Below are 20,675 nucleotides of genomic sequence, written 5' to 3'. Positions count from 1 at the left end.
TCTATCATTGCTGGCTTTGAGCACCGCGTTCGCGGCCCCCTTGATCGGACTTTGACTTGTGCGTCAGACCTTCACCCTCAAGGTCTGGCCGGTTGGGCAAGAGGGCTAAGCTGAGATTCCCTCGTCCAGCTTGCAGCTAGCAGGTCGTATTTCTATCGATAATGGTGCAGTGACATTACACCACTATGTTCGCTGCAGCCCTGTAGTGATCCGCCATGAATAGACTTCGACCGTCTGCAGACCAGCCGCGCTGTGCCTGTTGATTAGTGACATCGATGATTGCCCTGTTGCCAAACATATCGATGGTAGCTGGATAATGGATGCCCGCTTACGACACCTTCGCCACGCCCGCTTCTCGGTCGAAGTACGACGGGAAATGCCGCCCACCAGTCGCCAACGCGACGTGCCTATGGAGTAGGATAACCCCGTACACCAAGCAAGAAGTGAAGGGTGAGCAGCCTTCGGTATTCACATTTAGAGGAGGAAGCTGGCGTGTATATCGAGTTGTCGCAAACGAGCGGCATCGGCTATTTCCCCGGACTGAGTAAACCGGTGACTCTTGATGCCGACCTGTTGACAGAAGCAAAACAGGCAGAGTTGAGGCTTCTGATTGACGCAGCACGTTTCTTTGACCTAGCTGACTCTATAGGCACGCCAGCTCCGGGCGCTGCAGATTATCAATACATCACCCTGAAAATTGTTGATGGTGAGCGTCAGCATACAGTCCGGGGGCTTGTTCCCGTTGAAAACGAACCGCTACGTAAACTAATCCAAAGTACACGCGAATATCTCAGGGCCGCACACGCGGTTTCAAAGAAGCAAGGTGGCTAACCAACCACATGCCATTTTATCTGCACGAGAATGTTCCATCCATATCTCCACGAAAAAGGGCCCCGCAGGGCCCTGATTGTTTGTACTCAAACAGTCTTACTGAGTGCGCCACGACTCAACAACGTCCGCGCCGAATTCGTTTTTCCACTCTTTCAATTGGCGATGGTTGCCGCCCTTGGTCTCGATCAACTCACCTGAGTTCGGGTTCTTGTAGATCTTAACGTCACGGGGCTTGCGAGTGCCTGCCTTGGGCTCTGCAGCGGCTGCAGCACGGCGAGTCGAGACTTGCGGGTCAAGGATGGCGATGATGTTACGCAAGCTGTAGCCGTACTCACCCAACAGGTTGCGAAGCTTCTGCTCGAACTCGATTTCGCGCTTCAGGCCATCGTCATTTTTCAGGGTTTCGAGCTCGGCAAGTTGAGCTGCGAGCTGCTGCTCAAGGGCACGGAATTCTGCGAGGCGAGACATTTGACGCTCCTGTAAGGTATTGGGCCATTATCCGGTGATGGCCAAGGCCAAGTCTAGCAATCAGCAAGCTGAAAAGGAGCTTCAATGCATCTAGTAATGCTCGACACCTGCGTCTGGCTTGATATGTCATCACAAAAGGCCGAGCTTCCTATGCTTACCGCCTTGGAGCACTTAGTCCAGAATGAAGCAATCAAGATCTTGCTGCCCGACCTGGTACGCATGGAGTATGAGCGAAACAAGGACAGGGTTATCGAAGCCACACGTAAGCGCCTCGCTAACGAGTTCCGGGTGGTGAAAGGTGTGATTGAGTCATTCGGTGGTGATGGGAAAGAAGCTGCGCTCGACACCCTGGATGACGTGAATCAAAGGTTGCCAATCCTCTCTGAAGCGACTCAAGTGACGGTGAACCGTGTTCTGAAGCTGTTCGAGAACGCCATTGAATTTCAGATTTCAGATGCCTCGAAGATCAGAGCTGCAGAGCGAGCAATCGCCAAGCGAGCTCCTTTCCACAAACAGAAGAATAGCGTTGCTGATGCAGTGCTGGTTGAGGCCTTCCAAGAGTTCCGGACACAACACGCGGACGAATACGAGAGCTTCCGTTTTGTCACCCACAATGTCACCGACTTTTCTGCAAAGGATCACCGAAAACCACACGATGATTTTGCAGAAATCTTTGATGACAAAACCTCGCTGTTCTTCAACTCGACCAGCGCCGCCATCGAGGACTTACTAGACCTCGAAGAATTCCATTCTGAGTACAGCTTTGCCTGGGAGGACGAGACTCGTGGTCTCCAGGAAATAATGTCATCCATGGACGAGCTGTTCGACAAGGTCTGGTACAACCGACACATGAACATGATGTACCACATCGAGGAGGGGGAAACAGAAATCGTCCCGGCAGGCACACCACGCTACGGCAATGGTGTGATCCACGAAGATGTCTTGATCAGGGCTAAGGCTGCAGCGCAACGCGTTAGAGAAAAATACGAAGATACGGGGCCTTGGAGCGATTTCGAATGGGGCATGCTTAACGGAAAGCTCTCCGCATTGCGGTGGGTACTGGGTGAGGAATGGGACATGCTCGACACCTGAGAAGAACGAGGGGTCGCGACATCCTCTATCAACCCCAGAATTCGTGAGAACTTCAAGAATTCCTCTCCTGTTTCGATGACGACGCGATGCTTCGATGCCCTTTGAAGCAAAAAATTATGGCTCAGCAATAATTATGGCTGAGCCATAATTTGAAATAATCCAGTTTTGCCGCTTCTCCACCGATGGTGTAACTCGGATCTCCTGCCGTAGACCATCCAAAGCTGAACGGCCTACGTCGTGACGCGCTTCTATGGTGACAAAATAAGGCTGGAGGCCAAGATCTTGAAAAGCTCTGCAAGCATTCGCGCGTCTAGCAACGCATGGTGCGGTAGTTCGCACAGCTCTACCTGCTCAAGAGCTTCCGCATTCACCTGATTGAAGAGGCTTGTAAGGTTGGTCGGTTGACTCACAACCTGGACTGGCCAGGGCTGATGATCTGCACAAGCGAGATCACAGAAAAAACCCCAATCCCAGTGTGGCGCATCGGAACACACCTCAAGCTCCTCGGCGAAGCCACCCAGAAATCTTCGAAGCGAGTCTTGAGTTTCGACAAGCGATTGACCGAATCGCGGAAGCTCGAGCTGCGGCAGTACGTACTGGATGACGAAATCACTACAGTCCTCAACCGAATAGGTGTCCGTCAGCTCGACGTAGAACTCTTGGCCTGACTCCGATACCAGTGCTAGAGATATCAGCTTCGAGTACTGATTGAGCTGGGTAAATTCACAATCTAGGAATACTTTCAACGTCCTATCCTTTTTAACGACGCTAGCGTGACCTGTCATTGGAGCTCTGTTCGCCCTACGATTTACAGTACACCGTCCATAGCTGATCAATCCGCACCGTGAAGCTCTGGTCATTTCCCGGCGTAGCCCCCAGTCAGGATTGAACGCTCACCAAGCGCAGTGTTCCCCGACTTCACCGCTCCTTGACGGAATCCAACACGTCCGTGACCTTTCCAGTAGCGACCGATTGCGAGATGGAAAGGAGATCATGGGTGAACTCACCTTTCTGACAAAGGATGAGCAAGAGCACCTCTGCTTTGGCGTACTTGAAACCTGTCCGGAACACTCGATCAACAGCTTGTACCCCTGCCTTCGTCATCAATCGAAGATCCCTGTTATGTGAGCGTGATCAAGGTTTCGTGCCGGCGATACCCACTCCGACCGGGATACCGGTACTCCGATAAACTTGATCTCGAATACGTCCTCCCAATGCGTTGAGATCGCCAGCGAAGGTTTCGCCCTCGATGGCTGACATCAAAGACTAGATCAACGTATATTTCCGAGACTGTGAAAGCTTTAGACGAAGAATTTCACCGGTCTTTTGCATGGTCTGATTTCACCCTTAACTGATTAGGGATTCGCTATGGGTAGCACGAAGGAATGGATGATGGAGTTGGAAGACGGACGCATGATTCAATGGATGCGTGAAAACTACAATATCCCAGAGGAAGTCGAGATTGATGAGGATTATCCCGGCTTCGGAGGGATGGCTGCAATGTATGAACATGAGCATGAAAGAGAAGAATACGAAGCTCACATGAAGTGGTATGAGGAACATCCATACCTCGAAACCTACAGTATTTTTACTGAAAATTTAAAATCTTTAAAGGTCATGATCAATCAACGATCCAACCCCTTTGACGACAAGACTATTCACAGGATGGCTTATGCTCACGCCGTTACACTATTCGAAGCTATGGTTGGTGACATTATAAAAACCACGCTACTGAGTTTTCCGCACCTAATGAACAGATTCATTGGGAAACTGTCGGAAGATAAAAGCCTTAAATTCACAGTCAAAGAAATCGCCGAATTGGGAATCAATGGCATTGTGATGAATATCATAAATGCACAAACATTCCACAACCCCCTGACTGTGAAAAACTATGTAAACCTCGTCACTGGTGAGGTGTTGCCGGATACTCACATGGCAAAAATAAAAAAAGTAATCGAAATACGTCATGATTTTGTTCATCGCAATGGCAAAACTGTCACTGGCGAATATCACAGTGTGGACACGGCATTGATCATAGGCAGTATTGAAATTATCGAAAAATTTGCTAATGACGTATTTGAGACTTTATCAAAAGCCATGAGCGAAGAATGATTTCCTTCGAAGACACTCAAAAGAATCGATCAGCGACAGAGTTCGAGTGCGCGAGCGTAACGACATATTCCACACCCGCCATCCCAAATTCTGGAACTGAATCAGGCAGCGAGTTGATATCACCAACTAATCCACAGCCAGAAGGAGATCGGCATGGTGCCGCATCCCCTTTTGGGTTGTCATATCCCGTGTGTCTCGGCTACATATAACGAACCGATTCCGCAGGATTCAATCTAACTTCGTATCAACGTTCTTTCGGTGGAGAGGGTACATTCGACGGGTTCTCACCATGACTGGTAGGTTGGTAACCAGCTCCAGGTTCAGGCCGGTTGATCGGAACACTTTGTACAGGCTGATAGCCCTTCTCTAGCAGCTCTGGTTGGTAGCCATTATTTACAAGAACGGGTCGATCACTCTCTTTGCTCATGTATTACTCCTAACCGTGATAATTCAGAAACTCGATGTGAGATATTTCGGATGCCCCAATTAGAACCCCGGCACTCTCCTTGACTGCTCGCTGTAAAACTCCATTTTCAACCAACCACTCTTCCTCCAGATAAATCTGTTCAACAGCTGGTGAGCTTGACGCAAAAGACTTAGTACCGTACTTACCACCGATTTTTTCGCCGCTCTTGAAATGGACGATAATCCAATACTGTTTTCGCTGTTGAAAAACAAAATCCCAGGATTTAGCTACAGGGTGAGGTGCATTTTTCTGGAAAACATTCCATGTCCGCATCCATTTCCACAATACAACCCAAAAAATCGGCGCGATGAATAGAACCAGTACATAGAACATACAGTACAGCATCGGATGCACCGTACGAAGAACGCTTTGCTCAATGGCCATTATGGGCCAGAGAAGCAACGCATAATTTATACAGCTATATGCGACTGCATCAATAAGCTGATCAGATGCATTTCGCAGCACACCTGGATAGAACAACTGATAACATTTTATGCTTATGAAGCCAGGAATCACAAAAGCAATAAAAAGTACTAGCTTGTCTGCTTCCCATATTTCCATATTCGCTCCAAGCTCACCTGTGACCTGGCAACAGTGTGCCACTACAACCTTCATTCACGCTATGCCTTCCGGAATGGAGCATGAAACGAGAGAAGCTGAGCCCTATTTACTGTGCCGGGGGCAAGCCCCAATTCCCCGTTCTACCAGTCTCTATACCTCGCCAGCAGGCTTATCAGATTCACTAACGATCCCCACTCTCATCGCTGTTCGAAGGCACCACGATTGGTGTCTTGGCTGGATCGGGCCGGCATGCATACACACGATTCGCGTAGAAGCTGTTGCAGTCGGCGACTTCTAAAGGTCTGACGAAACTCGAGCGGTGAGTTTGTCCTGAATCGACACCCATTCCTCCATTGAAATGAGCACCGCAGTCCTGCGTTCCCCTTCGATGAAAACCCCTTTACGAGTCGTGATTACCCTCTCTAGCAACTCATCGAAATGGATCGTTGCCCGAGTAACACTCCAGCGTTCCTCATTTGCCATGCTGCCAGACCCTTTTCGTTGAGATCAATATCAACGGCTACCCGACGCAAGTCTTCAAGCGTTCAAAGGCATCCAATTTCTTGAACGTCGGCCTGCCCATTTGCCGCTTGAAGCTGGCAATAACGTACAAGCTGTTCAGCGTCGTAAGAACCCAGAACCGACCTTCTTTATGCAAAGATAAAATGTGGGAGGTTCGAATCATGTGCCCATCCTTGAACTGCTCACGGGGCCCTTTCCGTGAATGATCAAAGACTATAGCGATGCACGTATTGCCCACGAACAGCGCATCGCTAAGATACCCAGTGATCGGTGAATCGTAAGGCCACTGTTGGGCGCAAATGATCCTTTTGAGTTGAAAGTCAGTCAGGCTGCGGTCATCACGGCCTGCGTCGCTCGTGTCGAGCATGATAAATTTCCATCCTTTAATAATCTGACGTGGCTAAGGTGCCTCGCCCGAGCCAGCTCTGGTGGCTATCGTGCTGATACCCACCAATCTAACGCTTGGGGCTAAATGGAAGACGCGATTTTCCCTGCGATCCGCCATTTCCTTTGAGATCTAAGCATCGTCAGAAGCGTTCGCCGGACTTGAGGAACTGGAGAAGGCTAGCTCTTCCGCCGCCTCGCTTAAAGGTACCTACAACGTAGTGTCCTTCGTGCGTCGATAGCACCCAGAACCGGCCTTCTTTTCGAGCCGATTGGATTTTTCCTGTTTGGATGATTGAGCAATCAGCGTGACGCCCGAAGTCATCTTTATCTAGATGGCCAAAGACCACCCCCAAGCACGTGTTATCTATGATCATCGCACCACTAATAAATGCCGTGATGACAATGGTGTACTTTTGATTCGTTGCTCGCACCAGACGAATCAACTCAAAGTCGGTTAGCCATTTGCTGTGGAACTCCACGTTAATAACTTCAGACAAAATGCCCTCCTAAGTCATTCCCTTCTTCTTCGATTTCCATCCACCCCCTCTCTACGAGGCTTGGACGCTGGTGTAAATCCGTCCGGTCTCTGTCACGAATTCATAAAGGGGCGGGTCTCTTTCAGTATTACGCAGTATGATTTTGGTAAGAGGTTCCATAAGGTACTGACCTTGATGGTTCATCCAGGGTGGCGAAATCAGTGACACCTGGTTAACCAAAAAATCCGACTCGCCTAGCCATAGCTCCAGAAGAGTCTCTTCGTCACTCACAAGCTTCCTACACGGCCCGATCTTTCCATTAATCGAACTTACACCCTCTACAAAAAAGGAGTACGTACTGAAGGAAAGGTCGACAGTTTTCCAATGAAGCAGTTGCTCATCAGGCCCGCCTTGGAGGTCTCCCCGAGTCGTTCTAAACAAATGAGTCTCCAGCAATGGGCGCTACGCGATCATTTCATCGCTGCAGATGTACGAGATCAGATCAAAAAATAACTCGCATTCCCTTCAGGGAATGGGCGTCGATCAGTTGTCCAGGCGCATCGGTATAAGCTTTTTCGTCATCTATATTGTGTAGACAAACCCTACGTCCTGTGGAGTCATATCCCACCAGCAACCCCGAAAGCCCCTCCATAATCCATTTGCCGTCTTTGTTCATCCACCCAGGCGTGACGACCTGAATTTCCGTAACGACAAACTCGCTGGTTTGTTGGGAAAGTATTTCTTCGAGCATATCGACGTCACTAATCATCATGGTGCGTGTCCATACCTTACCCTCCAAGCGCTCTTGAATGACGACGTGATACCACGGATGAGCCAAGTGGCGTTCAAACATCCGCCAGTTCGAATACCCATCCCCAAAGATATTAGGAGTGCCCTCGGCAACAGTTTCATGACTTCTAAACATTTCACATTCCCGTGGATCTACAGACCGCTGTTGCAGCTGACATCACTGATAAAGGGACAGTATCGCTGCGAGACTGGCTGACCTTTCGTCGCCGTCGCCCATCAAAACGTACACCGTATTTTTGGTTTCAAAGAGAAAGCCATCTTGGAATGAAATGGCCATGGTGCTGCGCACCCAATTTCCGTGAGCGAAGCGTCCTCGGCTGTCCAGGATGACTTTTTCGGCGAAAACAAAGAGCGGCAGATGACCGTGAACGTGGATCTTGGTGAGATCCCCATCGCTCGCTATCGCGCGCACGATCGTCCACTGCTGGACGATGCAAAAGCCTTTGCTTGGGAAGCGGGTCTGCGCGATATGAATTAGCGCTTCTTGGCTTTCTCCAGATCCAAAGCGTGCCTCTCCAGTGGTGGAGAGGAGCTCGCTGGCTGCTTGGTTATCTTCGAGTTCCAATCAAAAAGCCTCTGTCAATACATGTGATATGTTCAGTACCTATGCCGTCCACGCTCTTGACGGTGATTGTCACCGCCAGCGGTAACCGGCGGCGAAAGATACGTTGGAGCGCAGGCATCTGCCCGGATGAACACTATATAGAGTCGATCCGGGCAGCGCAACGTGGCTACATCCTCGCCTTTCGAGGAACTCCTATGTCACTGAGCCAAGGCTTAGCAGCCGTTCTACGAGCGATTAGAGCCACCAAAGACCTCGCCCAGAGCGACCTAGCATCTGCAGCAGGCCGTACATTTTTATCTAGGATCGAGCGGGCCAAGTCGGATGTGACACTTAGCAAGCTTGATGAAATCGCCTTAGCGACCGGGCTTGACACTGTGACGTTGATGGTGCTCCGCGCAGTGGCGAATAACGGTAAAACGCCAGAGCAAATACTGAAATGTGTAGAGGAGGAGCTGGCGGAATTTAAAAGCCAAGGTGGCTTGGAAAAGCTAACTAGCCAGGTAGAGGATGGTGCAGTAGCGTCTCGGGCAAACCGCCGATTGGAAAAGCAGCTGGCAGTTCAAGAGTGTAGGAGGATCGGGATGACCCAGCGAGAGACGGCGGAAAAGCTACAGCTTCCCAAATCCACAGTGGCTGATTTGTGGAACGTCAAAAATTAGTAACACCGAGCTTGCGACACCAGCAGATAGCTTGCTGCTGACCCTGTAACTCCTCGTAGCCATCCACCAGTATGGCTACACACCTACACAGACTCTGTGGAGAGCTGTCCCATAAGGGTTCGCCTCAGACCGAGGATGCTGAGGAAAAGTGACAGGCTGTTCTGGATTTGAAGAGCAACGGGCACACTCAGGCGGAAGTGGTGCGGATGCTGGGGATGCCGAGATCGACTGTCGGGGACGCCTTTGGCATAAGGCAACCGATATATAAGGGTGATCCGAGCCTAATGGATGCGATCCTGGACGGCTGGTGCATTATCCAGCCCATCTGAAGAATATGCCCGGGCTTCAGATACCAGCAAATTGATAACACGTTGAGCAATTTATCGCTAAAGCGATGCAACTGCGAACCATTAATGAGATGGAAGACTTCTCGTGAGCTTGGCAAACGATTAGCAATCAGCAGACCACCGCAAGCCGCTTTACTAACCAAGTTAGTGAACGGTGGATGGACGGCTCGTCGCCAAAACTCCCCGCTGCGACGGGGGCATCGAGCCCATCACACTTACACACTTACACACTTCCCCTCCGTTTTAGTCCCATAAAGGTTCGATTCCCTTCACCCGCTCCACTATTTTCAAGGGTTTCAGCGTAGCTGGGATCAAGGCCCACTACTCTGGGGGCCGTTTTGGGGGCCGTTTCCATTGTCCACCACTCCTACCGAACCTACCGAACCTACCGAAATCCCCGAGATGATGCGGCTACTCCAAAAGCATGGGGATCTTTTTGATAAGTATTTTTCGGAAGATCTGGATGAACAATCCGCTGTCCTGAAAGCTCACCTTCTTATCGAGGGGGTCATCCGAGACTTCAGCTACAGATCAGTTCGGAACCCTCAGCATTTGCGTGGATCGCGGCTCAATTTTCACCAAATAGTCGCTTTAGCTAGGTCGCTCATATTTTTTACGACTCCAGGGCTCGATTGTTATTGGGGAATGATCGACCAACTGAACAAGCTAAGAAACCTGATGGCTCATGAATTGGAACCAGACCAGGCCAAGTTTGATAAGTGTCGCAAAGCACTGATGTCCTTATCGGGGTCAGACACGTTGAACGGAAGCCTTTCTTTCCTATGCGGCGGGATGAATTCGCTACTCACGGTTTCGCTGGAATTGCAAAAGCGTGAACGTCTCTCCGAGGCCGAGCGCGAGGCTTTGGGACTCCAGACAAGCTGATACCGAGGTTTATGGAAATCATTTCGTACAGGAGTTGTGATGAACAGCGCAAAAAGTTATCAGCCTGTGTGGATGGGCGCACTCACCGGGTTAGCCGTCCTAATTCTTTGGTATTTCTCAAGCCTGGCAATCGATAAGAAAATAGTGCCGACTGCCGGAGCTATCTTACCGTTTGTTACAGCAGGTTTTGGCGCATTCTGCGGTTCTTACTTTGCATTTATGCTTAGACGGTATGAAGAAAAGCAAGCGAAGTTGGATGAAAGAAAAGCTGCACTGGATGCCTGTATATTTACGTTATTCAGACAGCACAAAGCCATGACCATAGTAAAAAGTCACTATGATGAGTACTCCGATGAGTTTGCCCGCGCATTATTCATGCCCGCTGGATCACTAGGGGATCAAAAAGATAATAAGATAAAATTTGAAGACTTGAATTTTTTAAGTGAGCTTGGCGAAATCAAGCACCTGATGGAGCTGACCGACCTCCAATACGGCTTCGAAACTGCAGTAGTAAGCGTAGAGCTCAGAGCCAAATTTCATACAGAGACTCTAGGTCCGGTAGCACAGGAGAAGCTTCAAGACGAGGGACAATATACAGTTGAACAAATGCGGGAGATCTTGGGGAATCATATTTTTCATGGCGCGTTTGCCTATACCAGCAACGCTTACGAATTTGTCCAAAAAAATATAATCGACAACCAACTGATACATCAGAAAACGTGGGAAATTGCTAAACGAACCTTTCCCAGCCACAAGTTTCTACGCCCGACTATAAATCCTTCAATTCAGCCCCCAGGCACAGATCCTCAACAGCCCTAATAATCCAAATATTTAACAAGGTATCCGAACCTATAACTTCAGATGCCTTAACCAATCGCTTTGGACTCGTGAAAACATCCGCAAAGTTGAAAGCCGTATAATTTGTGCCCCACCCCGCATAGGCGCCAATCCTAAAATTCGTGGGGGGGTGAAAAAAAAGTAATATTAGTAATACCCCCTCCGGAAATCAGCTACAGCCCGCATAGATCAAGGCCTTCAGCCGTTCTATTGGAAGGCGATATTTGAGCGATAGGGAGGCGATATTATTACCTTTCTATAAAGCTATATTTCCATTCCTTAAAACCCCATGAAACCGGGGGGTTGGCGGATTTATTACTTTTCATATCGCCTCATATTACTTTGCAATGTAATACCGAAAGCCCAGTAAATCCGAGACCTCCAGCCCCATTGCCCTCCCATATAGCTGATATCGCTCTTTTTGAAACGACCACCCTCCACTCAGGAGCATTTCTCAATCAAAACGACGTTTTTTCATAAAGCTTTGGTCGGCTGCATGTGGGTTTACAAGAAAAACTCGCTCACCCACTATTGTTCTCGTGCTCGCTGCACAACAATGGACGCTTTCAAGGACAGTTGCCCAGGGAGGCACGATGGAAAGAAAAAGTCTTTATCGCTACTCGGAAAAAAAATGGAGTAACGCTCTGATAGAGCGTGGCAGCATACGAGTTGGCACCCTGCAAGACTTTCGTAAAACCGAGCATAAGCCTGGTATTTCTGACCCATTTGAAGGAACGAAAAGACTTCTGCACGAGATCGACGATTGGGATCTCGATGATGAGGTAAACGGGAGTCCAAGCTATCACGCGAAGGCAACTGAACTGATGGGTATGTTTAGTATTGGCCCTAATACTGGGGGAATCAGATTCACTGGATGCTCCTCCGAACGCGTCGTCGAAGTCCCAAATTGCTTTATCTACTGCACATCTCATCGCCTTCACAAAGATGTCATGAGCCAATTTGAAGGAGCGGATTCTTGTGTAGAAATCTATCGACTTCAAAATTTCTATGAATGCCTGACAGCTGCCATAAACAAGCGTGTTCCGGTCAGATGGGGAGGACTTAGGGACGTCCGCTACGCCTCAAGAACGGAAATATGCAATGGGAATGATTTTGGGGAAACTCCGACCTGGCTAAAAGGTGAAGACTTTGCCGGGCAGTACGAAGCCCGGGCTGTCTGGCACCCTATGAATCCTCATGAACCACTTGAGCCGTTTGCAATGGAGATTCCCGAGTTATCGAGGTTCTGCCGAAAAATCAAAGCCAGGTGACGTTGCTGCTCAAAAAGCAGAATTTTTCCTGCATTCCTCCCGCTGCTAGGGCACCAATCTCATCCCAAATTATTCTGGTTTAATGAAACCGCTCCACTACGCCACAGGCCCCGCAGGCTGTGGCTTATACAGTGGATCATCACAGCCTGGATGAGAGGTTTTTTGAGCTTGGCGCCCTGTGTGCAGAATTTGAAAACACCATGAAACCCACGTTTTAAAAGTTTTCGTCCAATGAAACCGGGCACTCCAGCGCTACCCTTTCTGTGTCCGTACCTGCGCCGCTGTGCAACCACACTGCATTTCCTTTCAAAACTTTGCACTCTGTGAAATGGCCGATCACCTGCAGAGCCCCACGGCCCGCCTGGACTGCAGGTGCGTTTGCACTACATCCGGATTTGCACAAAAAAAGGACACAAAGCCTGTCGGCGGGAGGGGGATAAGTGCTTTTTCAACTGTTTTTTTCTTCACCCAGCGATTTTGCCTTGTCGCTGGTCGCCTCGGTAGGATTTTCATCGGACAAATACAGTCCGACCATCCCTCATTGATATACTGTTCATACACACAGTGTTTTATGAGCGAAGGGGATGCAAGTGATGAACCATGAACACGTGAAAGGGGCGGCTGATAGGACCAGGGAAATCGCGCTGTGGGAGATAATGCTCCGGGACGATGCCGCGTTGCTCGATCACCCCGGCGCTCACCATAAAGCTCTGCTCACTCAGGCACACGCTCTACACCGCGCACAGGTGATTGATCAGGAGGATCTCAGCGATCTGTTGGAGCAAGCGGATGGCGCGCTGGCCTACGCGGTGGAAGCGCTGCTCGATCGTCAAAATAATGAGTAGATAGGGGCCGTCTCATGCACATGCTCGTTACCCCCATGCGGCGCTGTGGCATAGCGCTCACACCTCAAGAACGGCGGCTCTATCCTCCAATTAAGGGGAATGTGATGGTGAATTCAGAAAACAATAGCGTGCTTGGTCGCTGCGCCAATGTCGCTTGCGTCGATGTAGGGATGCCCAATGACCCGGATCCGTTGCCCAAGTTGCTTGACGCCACACTGGCAGGGATGGCAATTACTGGGTTCGTGTTAAGCGGCATCGAGTGCATTGATGGATGCGTCTACGCACAATCCTGGTGGTGCCGAGTACAGTGATGGCCGTACCATCGGACATCGCACCGTGTGGGATCAGTAAAGCACTGAACTATAAAAAATCCGAAGTAGCATTTCTTGCCAAATGGAGTTAAGGAATGATTAAAGTAGTAAACATTACAAGCAACAACTTTATAACAATTTTCACCGACGCTATTACTCTGTACGAAATGTCTTTAGAGGCAAGTAATATTAACCATAAAAACACTTTAGCAAAATCCTCGATTCTCTCCACAAACTATGCACTTGAAGCTGCCGCCAACTCATTTCTCGCCACCATCCGTTTAGATGAAGCCGAGCTAAAAACGAAAGACCGACTCCCCACCCTGGACAAATTCGACTTTGTACTTCAATCACACCAAGACAGAATAATCCCTAGAGGCGATAAGATATGCCAAGACATTAGGATGCTGATAAGGAACCGAGATGAAATGGTCCACCCGAAGGTCACATCAGAAATAACCACCGTAGAAACAACTGCTGGCGACACCAAGATCTCTTACTTTCATAACGAAATTAAAGTGCCAAGCAAGATTCAAAAAAAACAAACCAAACTCTTAGACTCGCACTTTTCAACTTTCACGCATGCCGACGCAAAACAAGCACTGAATATATTCACCGCTTTTCTTAACGCATATGTTCTGGATTGGTGGCAGCTTGGTAAAAGCACATCTGCATTTTTTCTTCTTAGAAGTTGGGATGGCTCAATCAACTCAGAACCATACATGATGGAATTTCACGAAATCGATCTGCTGGACAAGTACACTGACGAATTAAACATCCAATTTATAGATATTTCATCCTTCGTTAAGCAACGCCAACATTTATAAGTAAAGAAAAACCCGCACTTGGCGGGCTTTGAAAACCTGAGTTTTAATTCGCAGTGGTCATCCTAATCACGCTTTCCACGTCCCACGTTTCGCCGATGGTGGTGACGTGCGTGACACCTGCCATGGTGCTGACCTTACTGCCGGCCACGCTGTAATAAGGCTTGTTGTAATACAGCGGGCTGGCAATATAAAAACCGCAATCGTCAAAACCTGGGTGCTTGAGCATCTGTATGCTAGCCGAGATCCCAGTTGGCCCCCAGAGCTGGCAATCCGGCAGCGCGCCCAACGTGATGACTTGCTCAAAGCCCGTAGTCGATACGTCTTCTTTCGAGGCATAGGGTGCGCGCATGGCGGCGTTAGTGATGACCTCTCCTGTTGTGTCCGCGATGAGCCGCTTAATCGGCAGCATGGTTAGCATGGCCGCCTCCAGCTCCAGTACCTGCGACCACTTCACTTGTTGAATCAAATCGATCTTCATGCCGCCATCAGCGTAACTGATGGTCTCCCGTTTCGAGTGGGTGGCGACTTCCTCCTGCGTGTTCCACTTAAACAGCTTGGAGTGCTGTGTCAGGGTCAGCTTTTTCCCGACAAAGGTCGCCACCGTGTTGAACGGGATTTCCACACCATCGAGCAACAACACGACGTAGGTTTTAATTTCATCGCCGTGGTAACCCCCGATAAAATCCTCGGCCCCTTTCTGTTTGATCGCACAGCTAATCTCACCACCATTGACTATCGCTTGGCCCGCACGGGTCCGGGTGAAGGCCATGGTCGTCGTAGTCAGGTCGCACTCATATTGGTGCTTCAGGCGCCACAGGTCCGAGTTGCCAAATACGTCTGCGCCCGTCGGGTCGAAAGGCCTGTTTTCGTAACCAATGGTTTGCTCCAGGTACTTGGTCGATCCCGACTTAGCCCCTTTAACAAACACGCTAACGGTATTGATACCAACTTTTACCACGACGTCATCTTGCGCCAGCGCCCCCGTCGGAGCGTTGGGCACGGATGCCGCCGGAAAGCCTCCCAAGGACCCAAAGTCATTAGCGCCGTTCCAATAAAACATCGGAACCTGGTTAGGCAGCCCCAAGAAGCGATCCGCGTTGGTGGTGTCGTAGTAGCGACCGCCCTTCACTGCAGTAGCCGGGGTGGTTCCCGTCGTCAACGCAACATCGAGATCCAGGTAAGCGACGTTGTTATCAAGATCGGAAAACGTATATGAGCCGGCGGCAACTGTGATCCGGCTTTGCCCGCCACTGACTGGCAAGATCAACGACTTGCTCCAGGACAGAGTTCGGGTCGCCGGATCGAACGTAACGACCGCCGTCTGTTTCAGCCAGACTTCGCCCACCCTGCTCACTACTGGCTTTCTGTCAGCCAGAAGCCCGCTGTGTCCCGCCGTCTCATTGATAAACAGATAGAGCTTGTTGTCATCAACAAAGGCTCCGGCCACCAGCCCACCCGCTGCCGACGAGTAGCCCGCCGTGGTGACTTGAGCAATCAGCTTTCCATCCACCAATGGCGCGTCCAAGTCGACGTACAGCGCCTGCCCAAGCGGCACTGCGACTGCCGACAGCGCTGCAATGATTAAGGTCGTATTGCCCACACCACGGGCGACACGCAAATCGCTGGCGCTCAGCACGCACGTGGTGCCATTGAGCGCAAACCGCGTCAGCCTGCCCACCAATTGATAGGCCGAACGATTGGTCCGATTGGTGACAGTAGGATCGAGCGTGGCCTTGGATACGGAGCCGATCTGTGGCAGCGCAGGGCTGGCAGCACCGCCCAGCACGTCGTTCAGGCATGTGAACAAGATGATCTTGCTGTCATCGATGTACGACCCCGGCGGATTGGCGACCGCCGTCAACGGAATCGCTGAGACATGCACGATGTACTCGCCATTTACCTGGACCTCGGCGAGGTCGACGTAAGCGCATTGTCCGTTTGGAACAAGCAAGTCAGTGACGGCCTGAATGTTTGCTCGAGCCTTGCCGGTACCGGTAAAGAGGTAGAGCCGGCCCCAGCTAACAGTCCAATCCAGGGAGTTGCCCACTTTCGTAGTTTTGGTCGCGTTACCCGACAGCACGTAGCTTCCACGGAGAGCGATGTTCTTGATTCTTTCGACCGCCTCTGCGCTGGCGTAGCGCTTCTCCACTACCGCAGCGCCCGCATTGTTGCGGTACAAAATCACAGCTTCATTTGGATCGGATGAAACCAAGCTGAAAAATTCATCGTTAACGGTAGCCTGGAGCGCCTTCGCCATGCTGGTAAAAACACCGTTAGCGAGCAGCGCTGCGTCCCGGGCAATCGCGGCCATCGTCGACGCTGCCTGTGCCAATGCAACGTGCTCGGCGACATCGATGTACTGCACGGGCAGCCGGTAGTCACGTGCGCCACTGATGACACGAAGATCATAAAGCCCGTTGGGCGCGGCAAGTTGAACCAGGCCGTTATGGTCGGCAGTAAAAGGATTCAACAGCGCAACACCGTTGGCTTTCTGCAGGCCCGTGGCGAGGCTTTCGACACCACGGTGATACAGATAACAAGTGGCACCTGGCAGCTTGTTGCCCTGGTCGTCCAGGGCGAAGAAATTCTTAAGTTCCAAATTAGGCTCCGGTGATGGGCTTAAGCTGCCCAATAAGCTGTAGGCCGGTACCGGCGTGTTCAATGAAGGTCGCAGCAGTGGTCGGGACAGGGCTCGGGCCGTGAACGTGTGCGGCGAGTTCGGTGTTCATCTGCGTGACCAGGTCGATCAGATCGCACAGCACCTGCAGCACGTTGACCGACTCCGATCCCAACCAGGTCGTGGGAGCGACACTGCGGCGCAGACCTTCAACGCGCTCCTGCAGATCACCTCCCACCATCAGGTTCAGCTTCTGGCCCACCACCTGGTTGAGGTCGCGGCCGCTGGCCAGGTGCAGGTCGTCCAGTGCGGCCAGGCTGGCGGATCCGCCCGACAGCAGCTTCAGCGCGCCGATCGCCTCGATTGTCTTGATACCGCCGATTGACTCAGTCGAATGGTCGTCAACCTCCACCGTGCTGCTCTGGTGACGTTCGGCATTGGTCAGGCTCTCAACTTGCCGATCGATCGACTTGTCTCGAATCCGGCCATCGGTCTGGCGCAGCCAGTTACCGTCCGCGTCGGCCCGCTGCTGCACCGCGTCGCTGTGCTGCCATACCTGGTCACCCTTCGGCACCTTGGGCAGGCTCAGGCCATGAGGCAGGATCGCCTGGATAAACGGCTTGTTCGGCAATCCGTAGGCGAAGGCAACGACTACGCGAGTGCCTTCCTCAGGAAACGCGAAAAACCCCATCTCATCGCCACCCATCGGCATGGGCAGAGGGACGCCGGCGAGCACGGGCAATTGCGGATCCGGCTCGTCGTCTTCTCCCAGCAGCTCGAGGTCGACCGCGAAGCGCGGACGGAAGTCGTCGCAGATGCCGGCGCCGGCAGGGGCATCGGCCACACCCACCACACGGGCAAAGCGCGGCAGGTGGTAGCCGCCGGTGAGTTCGGGAAATTGCCGCTCTACGCTGCGGCGGATTGCGTCTTCCATCGGATCGCCATTTGGTTGCCGGTCAGCGTCACCTGGGTGATGCGCTCGCCGTTGTTGATGGATGCACCTGGTCGCAACCCGGGAAGGGCCGCAATCATCGCGCTCTGATTGTTTTGGTAACCGTTGAACAGTTCGATGGGCAGCTGTAGCGGCGATCGGGTACCAAAGAAGCTGTCGACCCAACTGCCAACAAACACTTCGCCGTCGCCTTGCTGCTGCCAGATGAAGTCGGAGATCCCGAACACCCGGGCCAAGCTGTCCATGGCTTGGTAGCCGGCGGCCAGGCTGTAGAAGAACGGCGCCTTGGTCTTGGCATACGCCTTATCCGGCACTCGAAAGCTCAAGCCGGTCTTGACGTTGATCTCTCCCAGCACCGTGCTCAGGTCGGCATGGCGCAGATTGAGTGGCAATGAGTTGGCTAGGATCGCCGCGAGCTCGCGGCAGAACAGGACCTGCTCGATCGCGTTGGACGACGTACAGCGCTCGACATAGCCAATGAAGTGGCGCTGCAGCGGGTTGTCGTTGTAGCCAATATCGAGCGTGACCAGTCCCTTCACCGGCGCCGCTGCCTCAATGGTCAGCGTTGCACGGCCAGGGGATCGCAGCTCGAGGCGCACGTCATCGGTGATCAAGGGATACACCACCCCGCCGATGGTCAGCACCTTGTGCAGTTTCATGCTCATGACCCACCGCCCAGGTAGTTATCGAGCTTTTTCAACGTCGCTTCGAATCCGCTCAGTTCTTGCCCGTCCGCGCCGCTTTCGCCTGCACCTGGTGCAGTCACCGATTGCCCTGGGGCGCCTTGTTGCGTCACACCCTTGGCCGCTCGACGAGTCTCGACACGCTCGGGGTTGGAGAGCTTTTCCGACAGGGTGAACTGCACAAGCCAGGCCCGAAGTGTGTCGTCTTCCCGAGCACTGACACCATCGGAAAACTGCACCTGGCGCACACCAAACGCAGACGCGGTGTCGTTCACCAGTCGGTATGTTTTGAGCTGGCCACCGGTGCCGGTCGCCTCGGCCAGGCGCATTAGGTTGCGCAAGTCCGATTCATCGACAAACCGAATTAGCAAGGTGACCGTGAGTGTCTTGGGCTTGAACCCTTTGTGCGCCGAATCGGTGTTGCTGGTCTGTCCGGACAGGTCATCGCTTTCGATTCGCAGGTTCGCCGTGACCTTGAGGTTTTTGCCGCGCACCTGTTCGCCATCCAGTAGTAACTTCATAGCCCCACCAGTTCCCGAACAAAGCCCAACCCTTTCAGGGATCCGACCAGGAGCACTCCAGCAGACAGCCCCCACTCGTGACCGGGTGCATCGCCCTGCAGCAGCTGGCGACGCAACTCGGCGGCATTACCAGGACCGATCAGGCGTGCGCGCATGGTGTCGTCTGCGGCGCCGCCGGCGAATTGCGACTTGAGGTCGGCCAACTTCTGCGCCTGCGACTGGGCCTGACTGGCTTTGCGAGCGGCCAATTTGGCCAGATCGGCCATCGGCGAACTGTCCGCATAGCTTTCCAAGGCCGACAGCTGACTGTTCAAGGCTTGGGTAGCGGTCTTGGTCACGGTGCAACGCTCCAGGGGCAGAGTCCCCCAGCGCGGCAGCGTGCCGGCGGTGGGCAGTTCCCACTTTTCAGCGTCCAGCGCGAACAGGTTTTTCGCTCGGCGCTCGGCGCGCTGCAGGTCCGGCGTGGGCAGCACAGCGTTGAATCGAGACAAGGTCGCCGCGAACTTGTCGTAACGCGTACCCAGGAACATCACCACCAAGGCGTATTGCGAGCCAGCCGGACGATTATCGTCGCCGGTGTCTTCCAGTTTCTCGCCCAGCTGCTGCAGCAAATTGGGCGCAGACAGATAACGCTGATAGCCACGGCCCTGCCCCACACCACTTTGAAACGGCGTCACCACCAGGCACGCCGGCACCTCGCCCAGGGCATCGCTCAACCCTGCACGACCAGCCGCAACGGCGGCCTCTGCTGCAGCGCCTACTGGACCGGGTGAGGTCGTGGCCAAGTCAGCCAGGCCTTCGAGGCGTTGCCCGGTGCTGATCAGCTCGCTGCTGGCCAAACCCTTGGCGTCCTCGAGGTCGTCGAGCCACTGCGTGGACTGCTCCGGCCAGCGCATGGTGATGGGGGCCCAATTCATACTGGCGCGGACTCCCACGACACTGCATTGAGGGCGGCCAGATCCGAAGCTGCTCGCGCCGCTGACAAGGCTTGCTTGAGCTCGTTGGACTTGCGCAGGCGCTGCAGCTTGAACTCGGTGAATTCGTTGCCGATCTGTAGCAGCTGATCGCTGGAGTGATCCCGGAAGTCAGAGCGCCCTGATTCATCACGGCAGGAGTAACCGCCACCAAGGCCGCGCAGGATCAAGCCGGTCAGATTCAACTGGTCCTCGATCGCCGAGTCATAGAAAAAGCGATCGCCCAACGCCGCCGACCAGAATCCGCCGGTGATCTCCTGAAGACACATCATGTTGACCGCCGCCAGCTGGGCGACGTAACGCAGTTCAATTACTGCCGGCACATCGTCTACCCAGTGGCCATTGCCCCAGATCTGACCAGGACCGGGCACTTCCAGGGTGTATCCCGTCGGCAACGATCCCGCACGCTCGATCACCAGGGGCTCACGCGTCTCTATGTTGTAAGCGGTCAACCCACGATAGGAATCCACCAGCTGCCAGCGTCGGCCATCCCAAAACGCAGCCTTTTTGTCTGGGATCGCCGGCGGCGCAACTTCGACGCATCCGCCGGGGATCAACCAAACATCCGGTTCCAATGGCGAACGATCGGCCACAGTTTTCCCGGTGTAGATGCCCAGATGATCGGTTTGATAGACGATTTTGGTGTCCATGGCGGG

The 20,675-nt window shown here is 52.4% G+C and carries 22 protein-coding genes; 9 read left to right on the top strand and 13 right to left on the bottom strand.

Annotation, left to right across the window (positions count from 1 at the left end; translation table 11 throughout):
* Positions 1-492 precede the first annotated feature (492 nt).
* Positions 493-831, top strand: a complete 339-nt coding sequence (locus tag L9059_RS05665; RefSeq protein WP_247289055.1) for a protealysin inhibitor emfourin — start codon at positions 493-495, stop codon at positions 829-831.
* Between the two features lie 96 nt (positions 832-927).
* Here the strand turns inward: L9059_RS05665 and L9059_RS05660 are convergent, their stop codons facing one another.
* On the bottom strand, positions 928-1,299 hold the full coding sequence (locus tag L9059_RS05660) for a histone-like nucleoid-structuring protein, MvaT/MvaU family (RefSeq protein WP_247289054.1): 372 nt from the start codon (positions 1,297-1,299) through the stop codon (positions 928-930).
* A gap of 84 nt (positions 1,300-1,383) precedes the next feature.
* Here L9059_RS05660 and L9059_RS05655 point away from each other — a divergent pair, with 84 nt between their 5' ends.
* Positions 1,384-2,391 carry a PIN domain-containing protein gene (locus L9059_RS05655; protein ID WP_247289052.1) on the top strand — a complete coding sequence of 336 codons (1,008 nt, stop codon included), beginning with the start codon at positions 1,384-1,386 and terminating at the stop codon, positions 2,389-2,391.
* Positions 2,392-2,639: 248 nt separating this feature from the next.
* On the opposite strand, the gene L9059_RS05650 is transcribed toward L9059_RS05655, so the two are convergent.
* Positions 2,640-3,137, bottom strand: coding sequence for a 3'-5' exonuclease family protein (locus tag L9059_RS05650; protein ID WP_247289050.1), 498 nt, complete (start codon positions 3,135-3,137; stop codon positions 2,640-2,642).
* 622 nt (positions 3,138-3,759) lie between these two features.
* Here L9059_RS05650 and L9059_RS05640 point away from each other — a divergent pair.
* On the top strand, positions 3,760-4,503 hold the full coding sequence (locus tag L9059_RS05640; protein WP_247289048.1) for a HEPN domain-containing protein: 744 nt from the start codon (positions 3,760-3,762) through the stop codon (positions 4,501-4,503).
* Positions 4,504-4,939: 436 nt separating this feature from the next.
* Here L9059_RS05640 and L9059_RS05635 read toward each other — a convergent pair whose 3' ends face one another.
* The 5 genes from L9059_RS05635 to L9059_RS05615 form a co-directional block, all read right to left on the bottom strand.
* Positions 4,940-5,584, bottom strand: coding sequence for a DUF6338 family protein (locus L9059_RS05635; protein WP_247289046.1), 645 nt, complete (start codon positions 5,582-5,584; stop codon positions 4,940-4,942).
* Positions 5,585-6,050: 466 nt separating this feature from the next.
* Complete coding sequence (locus L9059_RS05630; protein WP_247289027.1) at positions 6,051-6,419, bottom strand: hypothetical protein; 369 nt, start codon at positions 6,417-6,419, stop codon at positions 6,051-6,053.
* A gap of 160 nt (positions 6,420-6,579) precedes the next feature.
* A complete protein-coding gene (locus L9059_RS05625; protein ID WP_095022985.1) occupies positions 6,580-6,936 on the bottom strand; it encodes a hypothetical protein in 357 nt (118 codons plus the stop codon).
* 481 nt (positions 6,937-7,417) lie between these two features.
* Positions 7,418-7,840, bottom strand: a complete 423-nt coding sequence (locus L9059_RS05620; RefSeq protein ID WP_247289025.1) for a hypothetical protein — start codon at positions 7,838-7,840, stop codon at positions 7,418-7,420.
* A 42-nt stretch (positions 7,841-7,882) separates the two neighbouring features.
* Positions 7,883-8,290 carry a DUF6957 family protein gene (locus L9059_RS05615; RefSeq protein ID WP_247289023.1) on the bottom strand — a complete coding sequence of 136 codons (408 nt, stop codon included), beginning with the start codon at positions 8,288-8,290 and terminating at the stop codon, positions 7,883-7,885.
* Positions 8,291-8,484: 194 nt separating this feature from the next.
* Between L9059_RS05615 and L9059_RS05610 the strand changes: the two genes are divergently transcribed.
* The 6 genes from L9059_RS05610 (at position 8,485) to L9059_RS05580 (ending at position 14,272) form a co-directional block, all read left to right on the top strand.
* Entirely contained in the window at positions 8,485-8,949 is a 465-nt protein-coding gene (locus tag L9059_RS05610; protein WP_247289021.1) for a helix-turn-helix domain-containing protein, read from the top strand.
* Positions 8,950-9,650: 701 nt separating this feature from the next.
* Entirely contained in the window at positions 9,651-10,181 is a 531-nt protein-coding gene (locus L9059_RS05605; protein WP_247289020.1) for a hypothetical protein, read from the top strand.
* Between the two features lie 39 nt (positions 10,182-10,220).
* Positions 10,221-11,000: a hypothetical protein gene (locus L9059_RS05600; RefSeq protein ID WP_247289019.1), complete on the top strand. Its 780-nt coding sequence runs from the start codon at positions 10,221-10,223 to the stop codon at positions 10,998-11,000.
* Between the two features lie 611 nt (positions 11,001-11,611).
* A complete protein-coding gene (locus L9059_RS05595; protein ID WP_247289017.1) occupies positions 11,612-12,289 on the top strand; it encodes a hypothetical protein in 678 nt (225 codons plus the stop codon).
* A 593-nt stretch (positions 12,290-12,882) separates the two neighbouring features.
* Positions 12,883-13,134 (top strand): hypothetical protein, encoded by a 252-nt coding sequence (locus L9059_RS05590; protein ID WP_247289015.1) that lies wholly within the window; start codon positions 12,883-12,885, stop codon positions 13,132-13,134.
* A 406-nt stretch (positions 13,135-13,540) separates the two neighbouring features.
* Positions 13,541-14,272 (top strand): hypothetical protein, encoded by a 732-nt coding sequence (locus tag L9059_RS05580; protein ID WP_247289010.1) that lies wholly within the window; start codon positions 13,541-13,543, stop codon positions 14,270-14,272.
* Between the two features lie 43 nt (positions 14,273-14,315).
* Here L9059_RS05580 and L9059_RS05575 read toward each other — a convergent pair whose 3' ends face one another.
* The 6 genes from L9059_RS05575 to L9059_RS05550 are packed head-to-tail and all read right to left on the bottom strand — an operon-like array spanning position 14,316 to position 20,669.
* The gene (locus tag L9059_RS05575) at positions 14,316-16,871 is read right to left on the bottom strand and encodes a hypothetical protein (protein ID WP_247289001.1); all 2,556 of its coding nucleotides are present in this window, start codon (positions 16,869-16,871) and stop codon (positions 14,316-14,318) included.
* Between the two features lies 1 nt (position 16,872).
* Positions 16,873-17,823 carry a hypothetical protein gene (locus L9059_RS05570; RefSeq protein ID WP_247288999.1) on the bottom strand — a complete coding sequence of 317 codons (951 nt, stop codon included), beginning with the start codon at positions 17,821-17,823 and terminating at the stop codon, positions 16,873-16,875.
* Positions 17,796-18,506, bottom strand: a complete 711-nt coding sequence (locus tag L9059_RS05565) for a hypothetical protein (RefSeq protein WP_247288997.1) — start codon at positions 18,504-18,506, stop codon at positions 17,796-17,798. Before L9059_RS05565 ends, L9059_RS05570 begins: the two co-directional genes overlap by 28 nt.
* Entirely contained in the window at positions 18,503-19,045 is a 543-nt protein-coding gene (locus L9059_RS05560; protein WP_247288995.1) for a baseplate complex protein, read from the bottom strand. Before L9059_RS05560 ends, L9059_RS05565 begins: the two co-directional genes overlap by 4 nt.
* Complete coding sequence (locus tag L9059_RS05555) at positions 19,042-19,962, bottom strand: hypothetical protein (protein ID WP_247288994.1); 921 nt, start codon at positions 19,960-19,962, stop codon at positions 19,042-19,044. The genes L9059_RS05560 and L9059_RS05555 overlap by 4 nt, the downstream gene beginning before the upstream one ends.
* Entirely contained in the window at positions 19,959-20,669 is a 711-nt protein-coding gene (locus L9059_RS05550) for a DUF4376 domain-containing protein (RefSeq protein ID WP_247288993.1), read from the bottom strand. The genes L9059_RS05555 and L9059_RS05550 overlap by 4 nt, the downstream gene beginning before the upstream one ends.
* Between the last annotated feature and the right edge of the window lie 6 nt (positions 20,670-20,675).

Origin of the sequence: Pseudomonas violetae (assembly GCF_023072615.1) — a bacterium.
GTDB classification, from domain to species: domain Bacteria; phylum Pseudomonadota; class Gammaproteobacteria; order Pseudomonadales; family Pseudomonadaceae; genus Aquipseudomonas; species Aquipseudomonas violetae.
The sequence above is the reverse complement of the archived record's forward strand: the minus strand, read 5'-3'. Positions and strand labels throughout refer to the sequence as shown.